Source organism: Larkinella soli, from assembly GCF_003703975.1.
In the GTDB taxonomy this organism is placed as follows: Bacteria; Bacteroidota; Bacteroidia; order Cytophagales; family Spirosomataceae; genus Larkinella; species Larkinella soli.
On sequence record NZ_QTJY01000014.1, the window covers coordinates 19,540 to 40,775 of the forward strand.

Below are 21,236 nucleotides of genomic sequence, written 5' to 3' on the forward strand. Positions count from 1 at the left end.
GCCCGGTCGGCAAACCCGTCGGCCGATGGTGCTTATTGCCACAGCCATTTTAAGGATTCGGGCAGGATGGCGCCCCCGTGTTTTCCGTTGTGGCCGCCCGTTCCGCCAACGAATCTGTGCTCGTAGTTCCGGTATTTCAGGGCGGCCTCCATCTGAAGATTGCCCAGCCACCAGTTGCCGTGCTGATTGTCGAGATCGTTGGTGCCGTCCTGAAAAAACACCCGGATGTCGCGTTTCGGGGCTTTCCGGATCAGGGAAGGATACACGTGCCCGCCTTTGATATTGGTGAAACTACCCACGTGGCTCAGGACCCGGTAAAAGTAATCCGGCCGCTGCCAGGCGGCCGTAAAGGCGCAGATCCCGCCCGAGGAAATACCGCAGATCGCCCGCATTTTCGGAGAATCGGCCAGTTTGACGCGTTTGCTGATTTCCGGAATCAACTCCTCGATCAGCATCCGTACATACTGATCGGTCAGCGTGTCGTATTCGAAGCTTCGGTTGTCGCTGCGCCAGGGGTCGCGGGGGAGTTCGGCGCCGTGCTGACCCGGATTTACGAACAGGCCAACCGTGACCGGCATGGCTTTCTGATGGATCAGATTGTCGAAAACCACCGGCACCCGGAAATCGCCGTCTTCCTTCACATAGGTGTGTCCGTCCTGGAAAACCATCAGCGCAGCCGGCCGGGCCGGATCATACTGGGCGGGAATGTAGAGATAGCATTGGCGGATCGTTCCGGGAAACACCTTGCTTTTCCAGATAAACGGGGTTACCTCCCCCTTCGGCACGTCCGGATGCCGTTCCGAATCCGGTCCGTAGACGACGGTTTCCGGCGGGGGCTGCGGCTGGGCCGACATACCCGTTACCAGACCTGAAATCAGACTCAGTGCAATAAGCAGGGTACGGTATTGCATACGGTAAGGTAAGAATCCGTAAGCAAAAGTAGGCATTCGCAGGTATAGAATGTTACCGAATGAACAATTACCGGTAAATAACTTCTTTCTGAGCCCGGTTCGGTGGGGTCTACGGCGTGATTCTTTTCCTTCGACGGATGCGAAGCAGGCGGTTGATGTCTTCTTCGGTGGTCTGATCCCCCAGCAGGATGCCCCAGGCTTCCATCCCTTCCACCCGGTCGAACACCGCCTTCATCATGGCAATGGCCGGGATGGAAAGGAACATGCCCGACACCCCGGCTACGGCCCCGCCGATCAGCACGCCGATGATCGAAACCATGGCGTTGATCCGGACCTTGGAACCGACGATCATCGGAACCAGAAAATTATTGTCGATGAACTGAACGACCAGAAAAACCGCCACCACGCCGAGCAGGGTCTGCGGATCGGGATGGTTCACGAAGGTAACCAGCACGGCCATGGCCGTCGCCACCAGCCCGCCGATGTAGGGTACCAGGTTCAGCAGGGCGGCAATGACGCTCAGCAGTACGGCATACTGCACCCCCAGCACGAGCAGTCCGAGGGCGTTGAGAACGGCGACGCCGGCCGTTTCGAGCACCAGCCCCACCACATAACTCTGAATGATGACCTTGATTTCGCCCAGCACCTCCCGGACCCGCAGCGCGTGCTGATCGCCGAACAGCCGGAGGATGAACTGAACCAGCATGACCCGGTAGTAAAGCAGCAGAAAGACGTAAATGGGCAGGAGCAGGAGCGTTCCCAGCGGGCCGGTGATGATGCCGAGGGTATCGGTTCCCTGGAGGGTGTCGAGGGTTTGGGCCTGGGCCTGTTTCAGGTATTTTTCCTGTTCGCGGTAGCTGACGTTGTATTCGCGACGCACCCAGCGCCGGACGTCGTTATAGACGTCGGTCAGGTTTCGGCGCAGTTTGGGAATATCGTCGGTGAAGTCGGCGATCTGCATGGAAAGCACCATCGTCAGCCCCGCCATGACGATAATTGCCAGCAGGACGGCGAGGCTGATGGCGACGACCCTCGGCACTTTACGCCGGATCAGCCAGTCTTCGACCGGCCGGAGCAGAACCGACAGCAGGAAAGCCATGGCGATCGGCACGACGATATCCTTTCCCAGATAAATCGCCAGCGTAATGATTCCGATCGATAACAGAGAGTGTGAAAGACGGTGATAAAAAGGCGGGGTAGATGGCGAAAGCATATGGCCGGATGGTTTAACCGGCGTAAATTAACGGTTATTCCCAAAAATGCCCGTTCACACCTTCCCTTTATAGTCCCAATGGTCTTTGATGACCTTTCCTTCCGGATCTTTCTGCAGCCGTCGGGAAAAGTGATCGCCTTTGATCATTCCGTCGTCCCCGGCCTTCCCGATGAACAGCAGGATCGGGTTTCCCTCGGCATCAGTCTTCATGGCGATGTCATACCGCCCGAACTTCTGGGCGATCATGCGATCCGGTTCATACCGCCTGTTCAGCTTTTTCAACAATGTCTCTCCGATTTTCATCGCTACCGCAGTGGTTTATACGGTAATCGGCGAAAGCCGGAAAGTGTTTGGACAAGGGCAGGGATTTGATGGAGACGACCGGATAACGGCATACGGCAAGGCGATATTCCGCCGAAAGGTGAAAAATCCCGGTTTGCCCCCAAAAGCTTTCGATGCAGCAGCAAACCAACTTTACGGTGCCGCAGATTCCGTTATGAAACAACCGAAAGGCAAATCCTGAAAAAAACAGGTTTCGAAAAACAGGGAATTAACAATCCGACCAGTAAATTTTCCCCACCGGCCTGCCTTTATTAGAAAAAAGAACCCGCAACTCATGTTTCAGAAGCTGTTACTCCTCCTTCTTTTCGGCGCTTTTCTCGGTAGTCCCATTCACGCCCAGACGCTCCGGATCGCCACCTACAACATCCGGTACGACAACAGGGGCGACTCGCTCAACCCCTGGAAAGACCGCGCCCCGGTGATCGCCGATCTGGTCCGGTTTCATGATTTCGACATTTTCGGGACGCAGGAAGGGCTGTACAACCAGCTGCAGGACCTGGCAGGCAGTCTGAAAGAATACACCTTCTTCGGGGCCGGACGCGACGACGGGAAGCAGGCCGGTGAATTTTCGGCCATTTTTTACAAAAAAGATAAGTTCGACCTGCTGAAAAGCAGCACGTTCTGGCTCTCGACCACCAGTGACCGCCCCAGCAAAGGCTGGGATGCCGCCCTGCCGCGCGTCTGCACCTGGGGCCAGTTCAAAGACAGGGCGTCGGGTCGGTCCTTCTACGTCTTCAACGTTCACTTCGACCACCGGGGCCAGGAGGCCCGGAAGGAAAGTGCGGCCCTGCTGCTCGGCAGAATCAAAGAGATGGCCGGAACGACGCCGGTCGTGCTGACGGGCGACTTCAACTTCAACCAGAAAAATCCGAACTACGAACTGCTCGCCAAATCCGGCCTGCTGAAGGACACCTATGAACTGGCGCCGATCCGGTATGCGCCGAACGGCACCTTCAACAGCTTCGATATCAAAAGCAAACACGACAACCGGATCGACCATATCTTTGTCACCTCCGCCTTTAAAGTGGGCCGGTACGGCATTCTGACCGACACCTACGGCGGCCGGTTCCCGTCCGACCATTTCCCGGTGCTGGTCGAGCTGAAATATTAGTCTAATTCACCCGCAAAACCGTATAAGCCGCCTGATGGGGCCGGCGGGTGCGGTCGCCGACGGGCGTGGCCGTGCGGTCGTCGTCGTGGATGACAAGCAGGTGATTACGGTCGAGCAGGGTCAGGTCTTCGGCTTTGTGGTTGAAATGGACCGGCCGGCCGGCTTCGTCGCGGACGAGCGTGAAAGGCCGGTTGTTCAGCAGGGCGTCGGGGGTGGCCGTCCAGAGGTAGGCGTCCAGCCGGCCATTCTGCTCGATGGAGGTCAGCATCCAGAAAAGCCGGCGGTCGCGGTCATATTCCAGGCTCGACAGAGCCAGCGGTTTGGGCAGTTCGGCCACCGACCCCGGATCGAAGTCGGCCACGATGCGCCAGTTGCTGCCGAGCCGGATGGTTTCGCCGTCGGCGGTTTTCTGCACCGAAAACGGCACGGCCACGATCCGGGTGCGGTAGTCGAACTTGTCGAACTTCTCCCCTTCTTCCCGGATGCCGAACAGCAGCAGCGAATCCATCACCGCCAGCCCCTCGATCTTGAAATACGGCATCCCGTTCGGAAAAGCCGGGCGGTTCTGAGCCAGCACCCGGCTCAGCGGCTCCCGAAACCCGACGGAGGTCGCTGCACCCGGCTCCGGTGCCAGCACTTTCACCCCGGCGGGGTCCCCTTTTTTCCAGTACAGGATCGTGTTGTACGCATCCCAGTCGGTCGAGCCGGGTTTGACGCGGTCGAAGGCCGTGGTCAGGAAAACGTATTCGCCATTGGAGGCAAAATCCTCATATTTTTTGGCGGCCAGAAACGGCCCGGCGGTCAGGGGCGCCGGCTGAACCGCCGTGTCGCCGAAGGCGGCCCAGGGCTTGCTGAACACGGGGCTCAGGCCGGCGGGCATGTCCTTGTCATTGGCGACGTAGACTACGCCGTCCAGGAACAGAACCGCCGAGGCTTCACAGGAAGCCGGGTTGCCGTCGGGCATCTTCCGGTCGCTGCCGCAGCAGTTCAGCAGACTTTCCGTTTCGGCCGACGCGCTCAGGGGGCGCCCGGTTTCGGCCGGACGGCGGGCGGTTTTACATTCGAACACCGAGACGGACGCCAACAGCAGACCGGCCAGAAAAACGGATTTCTTCATCAATCGGAAGGAAGTCATTCGCAGCATTTTGCAGAAAAAGGAACAAAAAGAAGGGATACGCGGCCGGGCGGGACCGGTCGGCTGCAACACTCGCCCGCCGGGCTGCGTATCCGATTCAAGAGATAAAAAGGTTAGATTACAGGACCCTGGTGCTTACCGGGGTTTTGTTTTTCAGGCACCCTCACCAGTTTCGGAGGCTCCGCTCCGGATGCCACTGCAAATAAATGGTTTTTCAGGCTTTTTCCCTCTCCAGCAGATCCCGGATCGCGCAGAGAACACCGTCCCAGCCGCCCTCGGCCAGGGCTTTCCGATAACGGTCTTCGCCGTCCGTCACCCGGGAGTAATCGCCCTGCGACACCAGCAGCACGGTCTTGTCGTCGTCGCGGATGACCTCACAGACGACGGTCAGGGGACTGGACACATCCTCAGGATAAGGCCCGTGGGGATCGATCACCGTGTAGGCCAGCAGTTCGCCGGGTTCCAGCCGCACGATGTTTCCGGTTACAAATACCGTTTCCTTCCCTTCATATTCCCCCTTCCACTCGATCGGACTGCCGACCTTCCAGTCGGTGACCACCTCACAGCCGTACATGTACTGCTTCGTTTTTTCGGGATTGGTCAGCAGGTTCCAGACCGTGGCCGGGTCGGCGTTCAGGATAATCTCGTTGCGGATGATCATTTTGGTAAATTTTAGGGGGTGAAGCGTCCCGGCGTGAAGCTACGATAAAATTTAAATCGGCTTTCTCCGTTGTCAGGATTAAACGCTCTGCATCCAGCCGAACCCCCTTACCATTAAAGCATCATTTTATACGCTTCAATTCATGGTTCTTCCAATTGGTGCTTCTTCCGATTGGACACCGGCCGTTTACTTTCCAATTTTGAACCATCGGAACAGAATACAGACACCCGTCTCTTTTCCGAACAGTAAACAGCAGAGCAACAGTAAACAACAAATCATCGTGAAGAAAACCCTGGTGTTCTCGGTCGTGCTTCTCTTTGCGGCCGCGATGCCCGGCTTTCCGCAGGCTTTCCGGAAGTTCGACAAGATCCTGAACGTCGGGGTCGGTTACCAGACCTACGCCGTCGGGGGCCTCTGCCACGGCGGTTCCTTCGAAATGGGCCTTTCCGACGAGGTAAGCGTCGGCGGCTTTTTCGACTACGCCCGCTACGGCCAGATGCCCGGTAACCAGCAGTGGAAGAGTCAGTTCCTGAATTTCGGCATTCGGGGCTCCTGGCATCTGGGCAAGCTTATGAACAGCCTGACCGGCCGGTTCGATCCGTACGCAGGGCTGTCGCTGGGTACCCGGAGCGCCGTGCACCGCAGCCGGTCCGACCAAACCCGGGACCTGCTGCCCCGTGCCCGCGGTCTGTTTCCCGGTATTCACCTGGGCGGCCTGTATCGGTTCAGTAGGAAAATCGGCGGGTTTGCCGAAGCTGCGCTGGGCATGACGTCCGTCCGGCTGGGGCTGACCGGTAAATTCTGAAACCGGCGGCAATCCTGCCTAATGAGATTGTCGTCATGCGATCAAAAAAGCGTAATTTAGGAGTTTGATTTTTTGTATCGGTTACAACTCCAACCAGCTTTTGGCCCGACCCCTTTACCAGCGTATCACCGGTTTTTTCCCGAAAGGCGAACTGCTGTATCATACTTTGATGATGCCGGTTCTCTTCCCGATCGGCAACTATTTTCTGATCGGTCCCCGGTATTTCAACGACGGGGCGGTGTTCGCCCTGGGCACGGGCCTGGTGTTCGTGCTGTACTGGCTGGCCGTCGTGACGCTCACGCTGGTCATCCGGTGGGTAATCCGGCGGTTTCCGAACGCCCGGCAGGCCACGCTCCGCATCCTGACCATGCTGGTGCTGGTAGGTGGCGTCACGGCGCTGCTGGCGCTGCTGGTCGTGTTTGTGTTCAGCCGGTTTCCGTTGCTGGGAACGCAGTTCGGCTGGAATGCGGTGCGTCCGATTCTGATTCTGGGGCTGGTTTTCGATCTTTTTCTCTGCATTATGCTCACGGTATTTTATACCTACAACCAATGGCATAAGGACCAGACCGAGAACGAGCAGCTGCGGCAGGCGGCCCTGCAACACCAGCTCGACGCCCTGAAGATGCAGATCAACCCACACTTCCTCTTCAACAGCCTGACGTCGCTGTCGTCGCTGATCGGCGAAGATCAGGAACAGGCCGAGCGTTTCGTCGACAATCTTTCGAAGGTATACCGGTATCTGCTCCAGGCCAATCACCGCGAGGTGGTTCCGCTTCAAAGCGAACTGGAGTTCATCACCAGTTACACGAACCTGCTGCACACCCGCTACGGGGCTTCCCTGCGGGTATCGCAGGAGATCGACCCGGCGCTGCTCGACCTGTGTCTGCCGCCCCAGAGTCTCCAGACGCTGGTCGACAACGCCATCAAATACAACATCATGCTGCCGGGGAAGCCGCTCACGATCCGGATCCGGACGACGCCCGACGGCCGGCTGCAGGTCACGAACAGCCTCCAGCGCAAGACGATCCGGGTGGAAACGTCGCAACACCGGCTTTCGGCCCTGATTGCCAAATACCGCCTGCTCGGCGAAACCCAGGTGTCCATTACCGAGACCGGGACCGAGTTCGAAGTGACGCTGCCGCTGCTGAACATCCAGAACCTAAACCGACCATGAAACCGATTGTCGCTTTTTTTGCCCGCCGGCTGGCCCGCATCCGGCCCCAGACCCGGTGGCATTTCGTGCTGTTGTACCCGTGGTTCATTCCGCTGATCACCTACTGGCTGCTGGGGATGAAATATCTACAGGACGGCTGGATTTTCGTGTCGGCCACGACGCTGAACCTGGCCATCGCCAGCTGCTGCCTTTACACCCTCGACCTGCTCACGCAGCGGGTAGTGCGTCAGTACCCCAACCTCGGCCAGACCTGGCAGCGGGTGTGGCGGCTGCTGCTGGTGTTTATGCTCGTGACGCCCCTGTTCATTCTGGGTCCGATCGCTTTCTACGACTATATTCACTGGTTCGGCTACAGCCACAACCCGGATTCGACGGGTCGTATTCTGCTCATCAACATCGCGGCCAACCTGCTGTCGGTCGGGATCGACGAAAGTACGTACTCGTTGAAAAAATGGCGGGAAAACACCATCGAGAAGGAGCAGCTCAAGAAGATCAACCTCCAGAGCCAGTTCGAGAGCCTGAAAAGCCAGGTCAATCCGCATTTTCTGTTCAACAGCCTCAACTCGCTGTCGTCGCTGATCGCTGACGAGCCGGATCGGGCGGAGCAGTTCGTTGACGAGATGGCGAAGGTCTACCGGTATCTGCTGCAAACGAACGAGAGCGCTCTGACCTCGCTGGAAGCGGAGCTGGACTTTATTCAGTCGTATTACCACCTGCTGAAAACCCGCTACGGATCGGGCATTCAGCTGGAAGTCAGCGGAGTTGATTCGTACCTCGACTATCAGCTCCCTCCGCTGACGCTCCAGATGCTGGTGGAAAACGCCGTGAAACACAACGTCATTCACGCCAACAAGCCGCTGCTGATCGAGATCAGGACCACGCAGGTGGGCCGGCTGGTGGTGCGGAACAACCTTCAACGCAAAACCGGTCGGGTGGCCTCGAACAAAGTCGGCATTACGAACATCGTCGCCAAATACCGCCTGCTTTCCCAGAGCGACCCCATCGTTTCGGCCGACGACCAGTATTTCACTGTGACTCTGCCGCTGCTGAACCCGGTAGGGGTATGAGCGGGCGTCCAGCCGTTCAGTAGCAAAAAATCATTTTTTTCCAATCGAACCGGCCATTTTTTCAGGCGGTCCCTCCAGCCAACTTCGGCTCAGTATTCACCAAACACTGAGTCGAGATGAGATTCTTTCCATTTTGTGTAGTCGCAGTTCTTCTAATTGCAGGCATTGTTAATAGCTGCATAAACGAAACTATACCAGCCTGGAGTAATGCAGAACTCAGTATTGATGAAGCAAAGTACTACTTTAATAAAACATTTGAAAAAGACAGTCTTGAAAAAAAACCATTATGGCCACTGGCTATTCAAAATAAATTACCCCAAAATTTTAATTATGTGGTTGTACCATTATCCTTCCAAGAGAAATTAACTCCAATACTAAGTCAAGGAGGAGATGAAAGTGCAAAAAATTTGGAAGATAAGCTTACAATAAACCAACTCAGCTATTTATACTTTTATAAAAACAAACAAAATAAAATTAAGTGTGAAGTTGTCACTTATATCCCGAATGATAAATATTATACAACACTTATGGAGGCTAAAAGCTTAGCTACAATTAAGTTTTCAGGATTTGTTTTAATAGAAGACTGGGAAAAAACATTTATTAGCGGGTATAATGTCGATGAAGATACTATCATTGGAGAACTCGCTAAAAACCTTTCACCTGAAATAACACATAAAGCAAGAATAAAGGGTAATAGTCCTTGCGGCTCAGTAAAGTGGATGAGATGTGTTTGCTCTATGGATGCTGCAAACCGGTACCAATGTACTTGTACTCCATATAGCATTCAGGACTTTTACTGCTTATATTACCCCAACCCAGCCGGCAGTTCAACCAATAATGTAATCTCAGCATCCTCAAGGGGTAGTGGCAGTCTGACCGCTTCGCCAAATGGAGGGCTCAACAGCTATAATATTTCCTCTCGAACTCTTACTTTCCCGGCCGATCCAGGTGAAATAATCATTTCAGATTTGTCAAAAGAATTAAGTTGCTTTTCAGCAGGCAAGAACACGCCAGACTTTAACTATAAAATTGTAGTGTATGTCGATGAGCCCTACCCTTCGTCCGGAAGTTCGGTAACCTTTGGCGGAGACTCCGGCCATACATGGGTAGGCTTTGAGAAAGTTCATAAAAAAACAGGCCTGATAACAACAAGAACAATCGGTTTTTACCCTGCACCTGATTTTAACACTTTTTTAGTTGTCAGAGGGGGGGTGAAATCCGCTATTAGGGATAATAGTTCGCACTATGCAGACGTAAGCATTAGTTATGATGTGACCGCATTACAGTTTGAAAATGCGGTTTATGAAGCCCGGGGAAGTGCAACCAGAAGTTATTCTTTAGAGAATTACAATTGCACAAACTATGCATATGACATCTGTAAAGCGGCTAACTTAACTATTCCAAATCCAACAACGTATGTTGCAATTGATGGTACCATATTAAAAACTTATTCTCCTGGAGGATTAGGATTTTTCTTAAGGCATCTTAATACCAATGCGGTCAGGCTGAATCATTTTCCGCCTAAAAAGCAGGGCAGTTGCAACTGAGCAAGCTTTGTATCTATAGGGGATGCTTTGCATCCCCAACTCTCTTACTTCCTCACGGGATAACCAAATAAAACAATGAGATCGATACTGTTATTGAGAATTGGTTTGTTAGTTTCATTTTTAATGATAACCCCCTGCGGGCTAAATACCTTTTGCGTTCCGCTCCTTGTTACGATACCGATTAGCATGATGGGGGGCGATCTTACTGCAATAATTTCAATAACGGGAGTTATCTTAATTATTTCTTCAATAATTAAATTAAGAAAAGGCCAAAAGAGTAGTCGGCATTTCTACTTTGGAACTGCTTTAATACTTGAATCATTAATTCAAAGCATTTCATTCTCCATTTTTTTTCACAATTTTGATTATGAATGGAAGTCGGAAAAAACTTACCTCACAATTGCAATATTTATAAGCATCCTTACCTTATTTTTACCTATTCACTTTTTTTTAACAAAAAGGTTAACTAAAAGATAGCGATCAATATTATTTCTTTGCAATTACCTTACTGAATGTTTCTGGCGTACACCCGACATAAGAGGCTAAATTTTTAATGGAAACTTTGGATAAAACCGCAGGATATTCTTTGAACAGCCATTCAATTCTCTGCTCCACACTGTTCTGCCGCATCATCTGGTTGCGTTGCTCGCTGAGCAGATAATATTTCTCCGTGATCATCCGGCCCAACTGGCTAAAGTCCGGGAAGGAATGATACAGCCTGTGCAGGGCGTCATAATGAATAGAATATACTTCCGTCTCCTCCAGCGCTACGATGGCTTCCGAGGAAGCCGACCGAGTGTAAAAACTGCGGGGTGACATAAAAAAATCGCCTTCTTTCAATAACCAGGTCGTTTTCTCGACGCCGTCGTCCAGGTAATAGATCCGTACCAGACCGGAACGGATGAACCAGACGTGGTGACACACTTCGTGAAGCCGGAGGATATAAGCGTTCTTAGGAAAACAGCGAGACCGGACGAGGCCGCTGACCTCATTCAGGGCTTCTTTGGAAAGCGGATAAATGGCGTAGATTGCGTCGATCAGTTTTTTCATCCTGCAAAAGCGTGCCTTTTCCGACCACACGCTCCTGTTTGACGCCGACAAATTCAAAAAGTAACTACTGAAGGGCAGCATCGCCCCCCGACCGGAGCGCCGGTCCGACCCCTCCTTGCTAAGGAGGGGTAGTACGCTGCCACTTTTCAGTCACTGCGAAGCCACCCCCTCCTTAGCAAGGAGGGGGCCGGGGGGTGGTCTCACAGCTTCAGCCGCTCGGCCCGCACCGGTGTGTCCCAGAACAGGCCGGCCTGGCGTTCGAAGTCGTCGGGGGAGTCGGTGGTGAAGAAGCGCAGCGTGCGGCCCCGACTACACTGCTCGTCGATTTCGGGGTGGCGATGCAGGTAGTTTTTAAGGCTGTCGGCGACAATTTCACCCTGGCTCAGAAGGGCGATGCCTTCCGGCGCAAACTGACGAATCTTAGGCAGCAGCAGCGGGTAATGAGTGCAGGCCAGCAGCAGGGTGTCGATCTCCGGCGACTTTGCAAGCAGCCGGTCGAGGTGCTGGCGGACGAAGTAATCGGCCCCGGGCGCCCCATGCTCGCCGTTCTCCACCAGCGGCACCCACATCGGACAGGCTTCCTGATAGACATGCAGGCCCGGAAAAAACTTATCGATCTCCACCACGTAGGATTCCGAAGTTACCGTTCCGCGGGTCGCCAGGATGCCGATATGACCGGACTTTGAATAATTTCCCACCACTTCGGTCGTGGGGCGGATGACGCCGAGCACCCGCCGGTCGGGGGCGATGCGCGGCAGGTCGAGCTGCTGGATGTTCCGGAGAGCCTTGGCCGAGGCCGTGTTGCAGGCCAGAATCACCAGCCGGCAGCCCATCGCGAACAGATGCTGCACACATTCCAGCGTATACTGATACACCGTGTCGAATGACCGGGTGCCATAGGGCGTCCGGGCATTGTCGCCCAGATAGACATAATCATACTGCGGCAGCTGATGAACGATGGACTTCAGGACGGTCAGGCCGCCGTAGCCGGAATCGAACACACCGATAGGCTGATAATCAGGCATTTTTACCAAAAACAGATTTCCTGAACGCAAAGACCGCTCCGGGCTGCAATCGCTACCGAATTCTTAACGACCTTTGCGGGCAAAGCGGAATCGATGAAATTTTTTCGTGTCTTATTAAAAGTCCTCCTGGGTCTGCTTCTGGCCGTTGTTTTGTTTGTGGCGGTCAGCGTGGCGCCCGTCGACGACACCCCCTACCAGCAAACCGACTACTACGCCCAAACCCGCCGAAGGCTGGCGAGCCTGCCCGCCCCTCCCCGACCCAAAACCGCCCTGCGGGCCGGCTGGTCCAAAATCAACATCACTCCGCCCTACACCACTCCAACGGGCGGCTACGGCGTCCGGCGAGGTAAACACTGGACCACCGTGCACGACTCGGTCTACGTCCGGACCATCGTACTGGACAACGGTAGCGCAAAGATAGCCGTAATCGCGCTGGATTTACTGATTACGCCCCCCACCGTGACGGAACAGCTCAAAAGGAGATTGCCGGACATCGGTTTTCGATGGGAGGAAGTCTACACCGGGGCCATTCATTCGCACAATAGCCTCGGCGGCTGGGCTCCCGGCCTGGTAGGCGGGCTATTCGCCGGAGAATATGAGGAGCGCATCGTGACTCACCTCACCGACGCTATTCTGAAGTCGATTACAGCAGCACAGCAAAATCTGGCTCCTGCGGAAATCGGCTACCAGGAAGTGGAAGCCCCGGATCTGATCAACAACCGGCTGAACCGGGACGGGCCGGTCGACCGGCCCGTCCGGTTGCTGAAATTTAAAAAGCCGGACGGTTCGTCGGCGCTGCTCTGCTCGTATTCGGCCCATGCCACGATTTTTCACGCTATGAATTACCAGCCGCTGAGCCGGGATTATCCGGGCGCTCTGGTCGACCGGCTCGAAAAGGAGTCCGGCGGCTTCGTGGCTTTTCTGGCGGGTGCCGTCGGCAGTACTTCGCCCCGGGTTCCCGACAGTCCCGACGATCTGAAGGTGATCGGCGCCTATGCCGACAGTCTGACGGCCCGGATTACGCCGGCCCTGGCTTCGTTTCCCACTCGTCCCGACAGTACGCTGGAGATGCTGACCCTGCCGCTGGGCCTTCGGGAACCGCACGCCCGGGTGACGGACGGCTGGCGCGTTCGCCCCTGGCTGTTTCACACCGTCTACGGCGATTTTCCTTCCGACCTGAAGGCCCTCCGGATCGGCCGGACGGTGCTGCTCGGAACGCCCTGCGACTTCTCAGGTGAACTGGTGGCCGGGCTAAAACCGGCCGCCGACCGGAAAGGGCTGAACCTTATGGTGACCAGCTTCAACGGCGGGTACGTCGGTTACATCACCCCCGACAAATATTACCACAAAACGTCTTACGAAATCCGGACCATGAACTGGTTCGGCCCCTACAACGGGGCCTACTTCACGGAAATGCTGACCGGCCTGATCGGCCGGCTGTAAGGCGGTAATTCAGGCCCATTTGCCGTCATGACCGGCACCGGCAGTAGCTTTGTCATCCCGACGCAGGAGGGACCTTGTGCTTCGACGCCCGGTCAGATGGAACATTCAGCCGCAAGATCCCTCCTGTGTCGGGATGACAAGGCTACCGGGAGGACTACGCATCCGGGGGCCTTACTCCTGGGTGGTTTCGCCGGGCTGGCTCGCGGCAACGTTCTTCTGCTCCTCGGCTTTCTTCTGCGCTTCGGCCTCCTTTTGTTTGGCTTTGGCTTTCCGGCGGAAATAACCCCGGAACAGGAAGTTGCTCTGCAGGGCCTTCATGTTTTCGTCCAGCTTCTCACTGCTGCTTTCGAGGTTATGGATGGTATTTTTCAGGTCGCTGTTGACGCTCTCGTCGTTCAGCAGCAGCCCGATGGCGCTGTTCTTGCTGTTGAGCCGGTTGCTGGCCTGCTTGACGTTGTCGGCAATGTCGATGGCGCTCGCCGATGCCTGACGCAGCCGGGACGACGATACCCGCAGATCGTGGAAAACCGTCGTGTCGGAGACCAGTTGATTGGCAAGCCCTTCGCGGTTGTTCAGCTTGGCCGAAAACGTCGACAGGGACCCGGATACTTTGGCCGCATTGACCGAAGCCGATTCCAGATTGGCCAGCGTCGACCGGAAGCGGTCGGCCATCCGGTCGTCTTTCAGCATGGCCCCGGCTACCCCCCGGCCCTTCGTGATCTCACCGACGATATTCTTCACGTCGGTGGTCACTCTCAGGAGGTTGCGGTTATTTTCCTGAAGCGTTTCCAGCATGGCATCGGTATCGAGGGCCTCCTTGGCGCCCAACAGATCCCCTTCCTGAACCGGCTGTGCCCGTGGGCTTCCTCCGATGATCTCGACGATTTTGTTCCCGATCAGACCGTCGGTGCTAATCGTGGCCTGGGCGTCTTTTCGGATATACTGCTGTACGTCCTGCTCGATGTTCATCGTAACCTCCACCTGCGAGGTACCGTAGAACTGGATCTTTCGGACGGTTCCGATCTTCACGCCCGAAAACCACACGTTATTGCCGACCTGCAAACCACCCACGTCGTTGAAGACGGTGTTGATCCGGATGCTTTTGATGAACCGTTTCTGCTGGCCGCCCAGGACCATGATTCCCACTACCAGGATCACAACCCCTATCGCAACAAAAATACCGACGGTAACTGCCCGTTTATTTTCTCCTGCTTTCATATGCGTTTGGTATCAATCCACGAACTTATAATCATAAAATTGTTTAACACGCTCATCGTCAGCCGCAAATACTTCCTCAAAAGTACCGACCTGTTCAAACCGGCCGTCGAGCAGCATGGCGATGCGGTCGCCGACGGTTTTAGCGCAGGTGAGGTCGTGGGTGATGACGATGGACGAGGTATTATGTCTTTCTTTGACTTCGTTGATCAGGTTATTGATTTCGCTGGAGGTGATCGGGTCCAGCCCGGCGGTCGGCTCGTCGTAGAGCATGATTTCCGGTTTCAGAATGAGCGTCCGGGCGATCCCGATCCGCTTCCGCTGCCCGCCCGACAGCTCCGACGGCATCTGGTTGATGGTCTGCTTCAGGCCCACGTCGTCCAGCGCTTCCTCCACCGACCGGTTGATCTCCTGGCGCGACAGGTTCCGGACGTTCCGGATCAGCGGAAACTCCAGGTTTTCCCGTACGGTCATACTGTCGTAGAGGGCACTGTTCTGGAACGAAAACCCGATCTTCAGCCGCAGCGTGTCCAATTCCCGGGCGGAGAGCTGGTCGACGTTCTGTCCGAGCACATCCACCTCCCCGGAATCGGGCCGGAGCAACCCGGCGATGATCTTGATCAACACCGACTTCCCGGTGCCGGACCGCCCCAGCACCACGAGGTTCTCCCCCTGGTAAAGGTCCAGATCGACACCCCGAAGTACGTGCAGATCCCCGAAGGAAATCTTCAGCCCCCGGATGGCAATCACGGCCGACGGCCGGCTTTCCTCCGTTCTCTGGGGCTTTATCTGATTAGCTGGCACGGATTGCATTGACGATTTGGAGGATCAGAAGTTCTTCAATGAATATGATAAACATCGAGGTCACCACGGCGGAATTGGCGGCCCGCCCGACGCCCTCCGTCCCCTTGGAGGAATGGTAGCCCTTGTAACAGCCGACCACACCGATCGTGAAGCCGAACACGGTCGCCTTGATGACCGCCGAGTTGATGTCCAGAAAAGTAATGGAGCTGAAAAACTGTTCGATGAACGTCAGAAAGCTCGTTTCTTCATTCTGGTGAACGTTCAGATACGACCCCAGCATCCCGACCAGCGAGAAATACAGGGAAAGAATCGGAATCGTGATCGTCGTCGCCAGGACACGGCTCACCACCAGAAATTTGAACGGGTTGGTCGCCGAAACTTCCATGGCGTCGATTTGCTCGGTGACCCGCATGGAGCCCAGTTCGGCGCCGATGTTCGAACCGACCCGCCCGGCCGCGATCAGCGCCGTCACCAGCGGAGAAAGGGCCCGAACCAGCGCAATGGCGATCAGAGACGGTAACCAGGAAGTGGCCCCGAAGGTAGCCAGCGACGGCCTCGACTGGTTCGTAAAGACGATGCCGGTGATGAAGCCGGTCAGGGAAAGCAACGGTAACGAACGTACGCCGACCTCGTAACACTGTCGGATGATCTCACGCCCTTCGTAGGGGGGCACCAATACCTCCCTGAAGAAGTGGGTTATAAAGCTGGCTACATCACTTAAATTCAGAAAAATTTTATCCAGACGCCCGGATACCACCGGCTTCTCAGACGTCGCCTGATTTGTATTTGTCGAATCCATCCTGTGGGTAGATGCATTATTTAAACACGAATATGCTATAAACCTGATTTGGCAATACAAGTTTTGATTTGTTACTGAGTACAATGGATCCTACCCAAAAAAGAACGGCGGAGAGCCTCAGGGGATGGACTCCCACCAGGGCGCCGTCGGAACCGGTTCACCCAGAACCAGAACCTCGCCGATGCGCGGGGTGGCCAGCCGGGAGCCCAGCTGGGCGGCCCGTTGGGTCAGGCGCCGGATGGGGTCGCGCCAGGGATGGAGGGCCAGATTGAATTTCGCCCAGTGGATGGGCATCAGCACCTCGGCCCGAACGTCAAGCTGGGCCTGGGCGGTTTGTTCGGGCAGCATGTGGATGTCGATCCACTTCTCATTATAGGCCCCGCACTCCAGCAGGGCCAGATCGAAGGGCCCGTATTTTTCACCGATGGTTTTGAAGCCGGGATAATACCCCGAATCGCCCCCGAAGTACACCCGGCGGTTTTCGCCCTTCAGCACCCACGAACACCAGAGCGTGCTGTTCCGATTGGTCAGCCCGCGCCCGGAAAAATGCCGGGAAGGCGCACAAACCAGCGTCAGAGTACCAAATTGGACGGATTCATCCCAGTCCAGTTCCGTGATCCGGTCGGCGGGGATGCCCCATTTTTCGAGGTGGGCGCCCACGCCCAGCGGGACGAAAAACCGCTCGGCCCGCTCTTTCAATCGAACGAAGGTCGGGTAGTCGAGGTGGTCGTAATGATCGTGCGACATCAGGACGGCATCCACTTTCGGCAGTTCGTCCAGCCCGATGTAATGGTCGTACGGAAACCGCTTCGGGCCGACCATGGACACCATCGACACCCGCTCCCCCACCAGCACCGGGTCGGTCAGAAAGGTTTTCCCGCCCATCCGGATCAGCAGCGACGAGTGGCCGAACCAGGCGACGGCGACATGATCCGGATCGCCGGCCCCTTCCAACCGCTTCACATCCAGCGGAACGGTCTGAATCGTGGCTTTCGGCTCCGAGTCGTCGGTGCCCCGCAGCATCTGCCAGGCCGCCTTCGCTCCTTCCAGGAAGGAGAGGTCGAGGCTGGTCGGGACCAGGTTCTGAAAGGTGCCGTCTTTGAAGTTCGGGGATGCCTGCATGCGCTTCAGGCGCTCGCCGGTGGCGGCCGCGCCGAACTGTGGCGCCAGATTGACGAAGGCAACGGTGCCCAGCGCGATCAGCGCCAGCAGGGAGAGAGTGACAAGGGCCATGATTTTGAAAGCTTTTCTCATTGTGAAGGAAGCGGTGGGAACTACCGGATGGATGAACACGAAGAAGAGGCCCGGCGGTTCCTCCCCCATTCAGGGTGGGGGCAGATTTCGAAATCTTCCAGTATCTTGACCGGCTGGAACTCACCCCCTCCGGCCCATGAAAAACGCTCTGCTGGCTCTCCTGATTCTTTGCCCGATTCCGTTCTGCTTCGGCCAGACCGTCGCTGACCCGGCCGCCGGCCTGGCCAGGGAGCCGGCGCTGCAATGGAAATTTCAGACCGGCGGGCCGGTGGTGGCTTCTCCGGTCGTCCGGAATCAGGTGGCGTATGTCGGCAGTCTCGACAGCACCTTCTACGCCATCGACCTCGACACCGGCCGACCCGTCTGGACCCGGAAAATCGGCGGCTCCATTCGCTCGACGGCCTGCCTGCATAACGACCTGATTTTCTTTGTCGGCGGAAATGCCGTTTTGTATGCCCTGGAAGCCGGCTCCGGCCGGGTGCGGTGGCGGTTTCAGACACTGGGCGGTATTCTGGGCGAACGGAAATACGATTTTGCCGATTACTACCACTCCTCGCCCCTGCTGTATCGGAACCTCGTCTGTTTCGGTTCGGGCGACGGCCGCGTCTATGCCGTCGACGCCGATACCGGGAAACTGGTCTGGAGCTACCCCACCGGCGACATCGTCCACACCAGCCCGGTCGTGCAGGACGACCGGCTGTTCATCGGCTCGTCGGACGGAAATCTCTATGCGCTGAACGCGCAGACCGGGACGCTGCTCTGGAAATTCAAATCGGTGGGGCACCGGTATTTCCCGAAAGGCGAGATGCAGGGCTCGCCCGTGGCGGCCAACGGGCTGGTATACATCGGCAGCCGCGACTACAACCTCTACGCCGTCGATGCGCAGGCCGGCTACGGACACTGGAACAAGGCCTTTCCCCTCGGCTGGGCCACCGCCCTGAGCGTCCGCGACACCGTGCTGTACGTCGGTACCTCCGACGACCGGCTCCTGGTGGCCCTCGACGGACGGACGGGCCGCGAATACTGGCGGACGGATACGAAATTCAACATTTTCGGGGGCAGCGCCTTCTCACCGACGACGCTCTTCGTCGGCACGCTGATGGGGAAACTGCTGGCGCTGGATCGAAAAACCGGCACGATCCGCTGGACCTTCACGACGGACGGCTACAAACGGAATCGCAGCCGGTATTTCCGGGACGACGACAGCTTCCGGCCCGATATTCAGACCATCATCCGGGTGCCGGAAGATTTTCTGCAATTATATAATCAGGTCGGTGCCGTTTTTTCGGCACCGACCCTGGCAGGGAACCGGCTGCTTTTCAGCAGCATGGACGGAGCAGTCTACTGCCTTATTTCACGCGGCTGAAGACGAACAGGTCTTTGAACGCCCACTTGCCGCCTTCCTGATTGCCGCGCTGAATGACGAGCTGATCGTCCGACCGCCGTTCGTAAATGATCCGGATGGAGCCGTCTTCCTTCTCGAACAGGGCGTGGTTCTTTTTGGCTTCGATGAACTTGTACCGGTCGGAGACGTCTTTCTCCTCCTGCCCGACCAGACCCGGTTTAAAATGTTTGACGAGCACGACCGGGCCGCGTTCGGTTTGTTCGAAGATCAGCATTTCGTACATGCTCACCTTGTCGCCCTTCATCATCCGCATAAACCCGGTGAGGTTGTCGCCGGCGGGTGCGATCCAGACGGCTTCGATGGGGCCGCCGTTGAAGGTGCCTCTCCAGTGGCCTTCCATAAAACCTACATCAGCCAGCGTAGCGGTTTTGGATGCGGTCTGGGCGTACCCCGTAAAGGCGGCCAGAACGCCCAGCAGGCAAAGAATCGAAAAACGGTTTTTCATTGAAGTAAGGGAAATAGGGTTTATCCGCGCAAGATAAAGGAAAACGGCGACGGTTTCTCACCACACCCGCCGGAGGATTTCCGCCCCGTTTTTCCGGAAGCCGCCGGGACCAGGCCCTTTTCCAGGAAGAAAAAGGAAATCCCCGCAGGCACCTTTTGTCTTGATGTAACTGTTCTGGCTAAAATGAAAACCGCCTGGAGTGGTTTTCCGATACAACCGGAATCACCATGCAATTAAGTGTTTTAGACCAATCGCCGATCCGCAAGGGCAGCAACGCCCGGGAAGCCCTGCAGGAGACGGTCGCCCTCGCCAAACTGGCCGACGAACTGGGATACACCCGGTTCTGGGTGGCCGAACACCACAATACGACGGTGCTTGCCGGCACCACGCCCGAAATCCTGATCGCCCACCTGGCCGGCCAGACCAGCACCATCCGGCTCGGCTCAGGCGGGGTCATGCTGCCCCATTACAGCGCCCTGAAAGTGGCCGAAAATTTCCGGATGCTCGAAGCTCTGTTCCCCGGCCGCATCGACCTCGGCGTAGGCCGTGCGCCCGGTGGCGACCGGCTGACGGCCGGCGTCCTGAACCCGACCAATACGTTCAGCGAACAGGATTTCGTGCAGCAGCTGTTCGACCTTCAGAACTACCTCAATGACCGCTACGACCCGGCCAGCGTGCAGGCCAGGGTCCGGGCCATGCCGGTACCGCCCTCCGTCCCGGCACAGTGGATTCTCAGTTCCAGCGGTCACAGCGCGGTGCTGGCGGCTCATTTCGGGATGGGTTTCTCCTTCGCCCACTTTATCAATCCGAACGGCGGCTCCGAGGCCGTGCAGCATTACCGGGAGCGGTTCCAGGCGTCCGAAAATCTGGAACAGCCCCAGGCCAACGTGGCGGTGTTCGTTTTCTGCTCCGAAGACCCCGGGCAGGTGCAACGGCAGCAAGCCCTGACCGACCACCGTTTCCTCCAGCTGGAAACCCGCGGCCGAATCACGTCCTTTGATTACGACGACATCAAAGCCGCCGACTACTCCCCCGGCGAAGAAGCCCGCATCCAGTACAATCGCCGACGGATGATCATGGGCAGCCCCGAAGAGGTAAAAAGCGGATTGCTGGCCCTCGCCGACCAATACGCCGTGGAGGAGGTCCTGCTGGTCAACGTGGCGGCCGATTTTGAGGAACGGCTGGAGTCCTACCGGCTGCTGGCAGGGGTGTTCGAACTGAAAGGGGTTGGCGTTTAAAGAATGGAAGGAAAGAAATTCGTACCGTCAACGGGGTAGTTGAGCCGCCCGATGCGGTGTTTCGTTCGGGCGGATCGTTCGCTGCCCTTTCCGTGAAAAGCCGGTCCGTACCTTTGGATATAGCCTGAGCGAAAACGAGTTTACAACACATATCCACACCATTTTTTCTGATGACGACCACGGAGAGAAACAAGGAGATTGCCCGGCGGTGGCTGCAACTGGTGAGTGAACACAAAGTAGAGGAACTCTGCGAAATGACCTCCCCGACCTGGACGATGCACGGCGGAGCGCCGGGGCTGCCGCCCGGACCGGACGGTCTGCGGATGCTGTTCGGCACCTTCGGGCGGATCGAACAGGAGTGGACCGTCGAGGACGTCATCGCCGAAGGCGACAAGGTGGTGGTCCGGGCCACCAACTCGTGCCTTCAGGAGAAATTTCTGGGCATCCCTTCCTTCGGGCGCCGGCAGAAGTTTACGGCCACGTTCATCCATCACATCGTGGACGGCATCGTCGAGGAAACCTGGCGGAACGCCGACGACCTCGGGCGGGTGCTGCAACTGGGTGCGAAACTCCAGCCCGCCGAGGGCTGACT

The 21,236-nt window shown here is 56.5% G+C and carries 22 protein-coding genes; 10 read left to right on the plus strand and 12 right to left on the minus strand.

The window, feature by feature from the left end; translation table 11 throughout:
• Positions 1-32: 32 nt before the first annotated feature.
• From DX909_RS21710 to DX909_RS21720, 3 genes are all read right to left on the minus strand, one after another.
• Positions 33-911, minus strand: a complete 879-nt coding sequence (locus DX909_RS21710) for an alpha/beta hydrolase (RefSeq protein ID WP_128547330.1) — start codon at positions 909-911, stop codon at positions 33-35.
• 109 nt (positions 912-1,020) lie between these two features.
• Positions 1,021-2,124, minus strand: a complete 1,104-nt coding sequence (locus tag DX909_RS21715) for an AI-2E family transporter (protein WP_128547331.1) — start codon at positions 2,122-2,124, stop codon at positions 1,021-1,023.
• Between the two features lie 54 nt (positions 2,125-2,178).
• Positions 2,179-2,370: a hypothetical protein gene (locus DX909_RS21720; RefSeq protein WP_229311145.1), complete on the minus strand. Its 192-nt coding sequence runs from the start codon at positions 2,368-2,370 to the stop codon at positions 2,179-2,181.
• Here DX909_RS21720 and DX909_RS21725 point away from each other — a divergent pair.
• Positions 2,369-2,647, plus strand: a complete 279-nt coding sequence (locus DX909_RS21725; protein WP_164851363.1) for a hypothetical protein — start codon at positions 2,369-2,371, stop codon at positions 2,645-2,647. The two genes, DX909_RS21720 and DX909_RS21725, sit on opposite strands and share 2 nt — an antisense overlap.
• A gap of 93 nt (positions 2,648-2,740) precedes the next feature.
• On the plus strand, positions 2,741-3,577 hold the full coding sequence (locus tag DX909_RS21730; RefSeq protein WP_128547334.1) for an endonuclease/exonuclease/phosphatase family protein: 837 nt from the start codon (positions 2,741-2,743) through the stop codon (positions 3,575-3,577).
• Position 3,578: 1 nt separating this feature from the next.
• On the opposite strand, the gene DX909_RS21735 is transcribed toward DX909_RS21730, so the two are convergent.
• On the minus strand, positions 3,579-4,694 hold the full coding sequence (locus tag DX909_RS21735) for a hypothetical protein (RefSeq protein ID WP_128547335.1): 1,116 nt from the start codon (positions 4,692-4,694) through the stop codon (positions 3,579-3,581).
• Positions 4,695-4,926: 232 nt separating this feature from the next.
• Entirely contained in the window at positions 4,927-5,373 is a 447-nt protein-coding gene (locus tag DX909_RS21740) for an SRPBCC domain-containing protein (RefSeq protein WP_128547336.1), read from the minus strand.
• Between the two features lie 280 nt (positions 5,374-5,653).
• Between DX909_RS21740 and DX909_RS21745 the strand changes: the two genes are divergently transcribed.
• The 4 genes from DX909_RS21745 to DX909_RS21760 all read left to right on the plus strand — a co-directional run bounded on the left by DX909_RS21745 (position 5,654) and on the right by DX909_RS21760 (position 9,966).
• Positions 5,654-6,178: a hypothetical protein gene (locus DX909_RS21745; protein ID WP_128547337.1), complete on the plus strand. Its 525-nt coding sequence runs from the start codon at positions 5,654-5,656 to the stop codon at positions 6,176-6,178.
• A 100-nt stretch (positions 6,179-6,278) separates the two neighbouring features.
• Positions 6,279-7,352, plus strand: a complete 1,074-nt coding sequence (locus DX909_RS21750; protein WP_229311146.1) for a sensor histidine kinase — start codon at positions 6,279-6,281, stop codon at positions 7,350-7,352.
• Positions 7,349-8,419 carry a sensor histidine kinase gene (locus tag DX909_RS21755; protein ID WP_128547338.1) on the plus strand — a complete coding sequence of 357 codons (1,071 nt, stop codon included), beginning with the start codon at positions 7,349-7,351 and terminating at the stop codon, positions 8,417-8,419. The genes DX909_RS21750 and DX909_RS21755 overlap by 4 nt, the downstream gene beginning before the upstream one ends.
• Before the next feature lie 116 nt (positions 8,420-8,535).
• Positions 8,536-9,966, plus strand: a complete 1,431-nt coding sequence (locus DX909_RS21760) for a hypothetical protein (protein ID WP_128547339.1) — start codon at positions 8,536-8,538, stop codon at positions 9,964-9,966.
• A gap of 486 nt (positions 9,967-10,452) precedes the next feature.
• Here DX909_RS21760 and DX909_RS21765 read toward each other — a convergent pair whose 3' ends face one another.
• Both DX909_RS21765 and murI read right to left on the minus strand, forming a co-directional pair.
• A complete protein-coding gene (locus tag DX909_RS21765; protein ID WP_164851365.1) occupies positions 10,453-11,016 on the minus strand; it encodes a Crp/Fnr family transcriptional regulator in 564 nt (187 codons plus the stop codon).
• A 200-nt stretch (positions 11,017-11,216) separates the two neighbouring features.
• Positions 11,217-12,041 carry a glutamate racemase gene (gene murI / locus DX909_RS21770; protein WP_128547341.1) on the minus strand — a complete coding sequence of 275 codons (825 nt, stop codon included), beginning with the start codon at positions 12,039-12,041 and terminating at the stop codon, positions 11,217-11,219.
• A gap of 93 nt (positions 12,042-12,134) precedes the next feature.
• Here murI and DX909_RS21775 point away from each other — a divergent pair, with 93 nt between their 5' ends.
• Complete coding sequence (locus tag DX909_RS21775) at positions 12,135-13,484, plus strand: neutral/alkaline non-lysosomal ceramidase N-terminal domain-containing protein (protein WP_128547342.1); 1,350 nt, start codon at positions 12,135-12,137, stop codon at positions 13,482-13,484.
• A gap of 171 nt (positions 13,485-13,655) precedes the next feature.
• Here the strand turns inward: DX909_RS21775 and DX909_RS21780 are convergent, their stop codons facing one another.
• The 4 genes from DX909_RS21780 to DX909_RS21795 form a co-directional block, all read right to left on the minus strand.
• On the minus strand, positions 13,656-14,702 hold the full coding sequence (locus DX909_RS21780; RefSeq protein WP_128547343.1) for an MlaD family protein: 1,047 nt from the start codon (positions 14,700-14,702) through the stop codon (positions 13,656-13,658).
• Between the two features lie 12 nt (positions 14,703-14,714).
• Positions 14,715-15,503 (minus strand): ABC transporter ATP-binding protein, encoded by a 789-nt coding sequence (locus DX909_RS21785; protein ID WP_229311147.1) that lies wholly within the window; start codon positions 15,501-15,503, stop codon positions 14,715-14,717.
• Positions 15,493-16,302, minus strand: a complete 810-nt coding sequence (locus tag DX909_RS21790; protein WP_128547345.1) for an MlaE family ABC transporter permease — start codon at positions 16,300-16,302, stop codon at positions 15,493-15,495. Before DX909_RS21790 ends, DX909_RS21785 begins: the two co-directional genes overlap by 11 nt.
• 117 nt (positions 16,303-16,419) lie before the next feature.
• On the minus strand, positions 16,420-17,556 hold the full coding sequence (locus tag DX909_RS21795) for an MBL fold metallo-hydrolase (protein ID WP_206513032.1): 1,137 nt from the start codon (positions 17,554-17,556) through the stop codon (positions 16,420-16,422).
• Positions 17,557-17,692: 136 nt separating this feature from the next.
• On the opposite strand from DX909_RS21795, the gene DX909_RS21800 reads away from it, so the two are divergent.
• Entirely contained in the window at positions 17,693-18,922 is a 1,230-nt protein-coding gene (locus tag DX909_RS21800; RefSeq protein WP_128547346.1) for an outer membrane protein assembly factor BamB family protein, read from the plus strand.
• On the opposite strand, the gene DX909_RS21805 is transcribed toward DX909_RS21800, so the two are convergent.
• Entirely contained in the window at positions 18,906-19,406 is a 501-nt protein-coding gene (locus DX909_RS21805; RefSeq protein ID WP_128547347.1) for a DUF6265 family protein, read from the minus strand. The two genes, DX909_RS21800 and DX909_RS21805, sit on opposite strands and share 17 nt — an antisense overlap.
• A 227-nt stretch (positions 19,407-19,633) precedes the next feature.
• Here DX909_RS21805 and DX909_RS21810 point away from each other — a divergent pair, with 227 nt between their 5' ends.
• Entirely contained in the window at positions 19,634-20,644 is a 1,011-nt protein-coding gene (locus DX909_RS21810) for an LLM class flavin-dependent oxidoreductase (protein ID WP_128547348.1), read from the plus strand.
• A gap of 170 nt (positions 20,645-20,814) precedes the next feature.
• Positions 20,815-21,234 (plus strand): ester cyclase, encoded by a 420-nt coding sequence (locus DX909_RS21815; RefSeq protein WP_128547349.1) that lies wholly within the window; start codon positions 20,815-20,817, stop codon positions 21,232-21,234.
• The last annotated feature ends 2 nt before the right edge of the window (positions 21,235-21,236 follow it).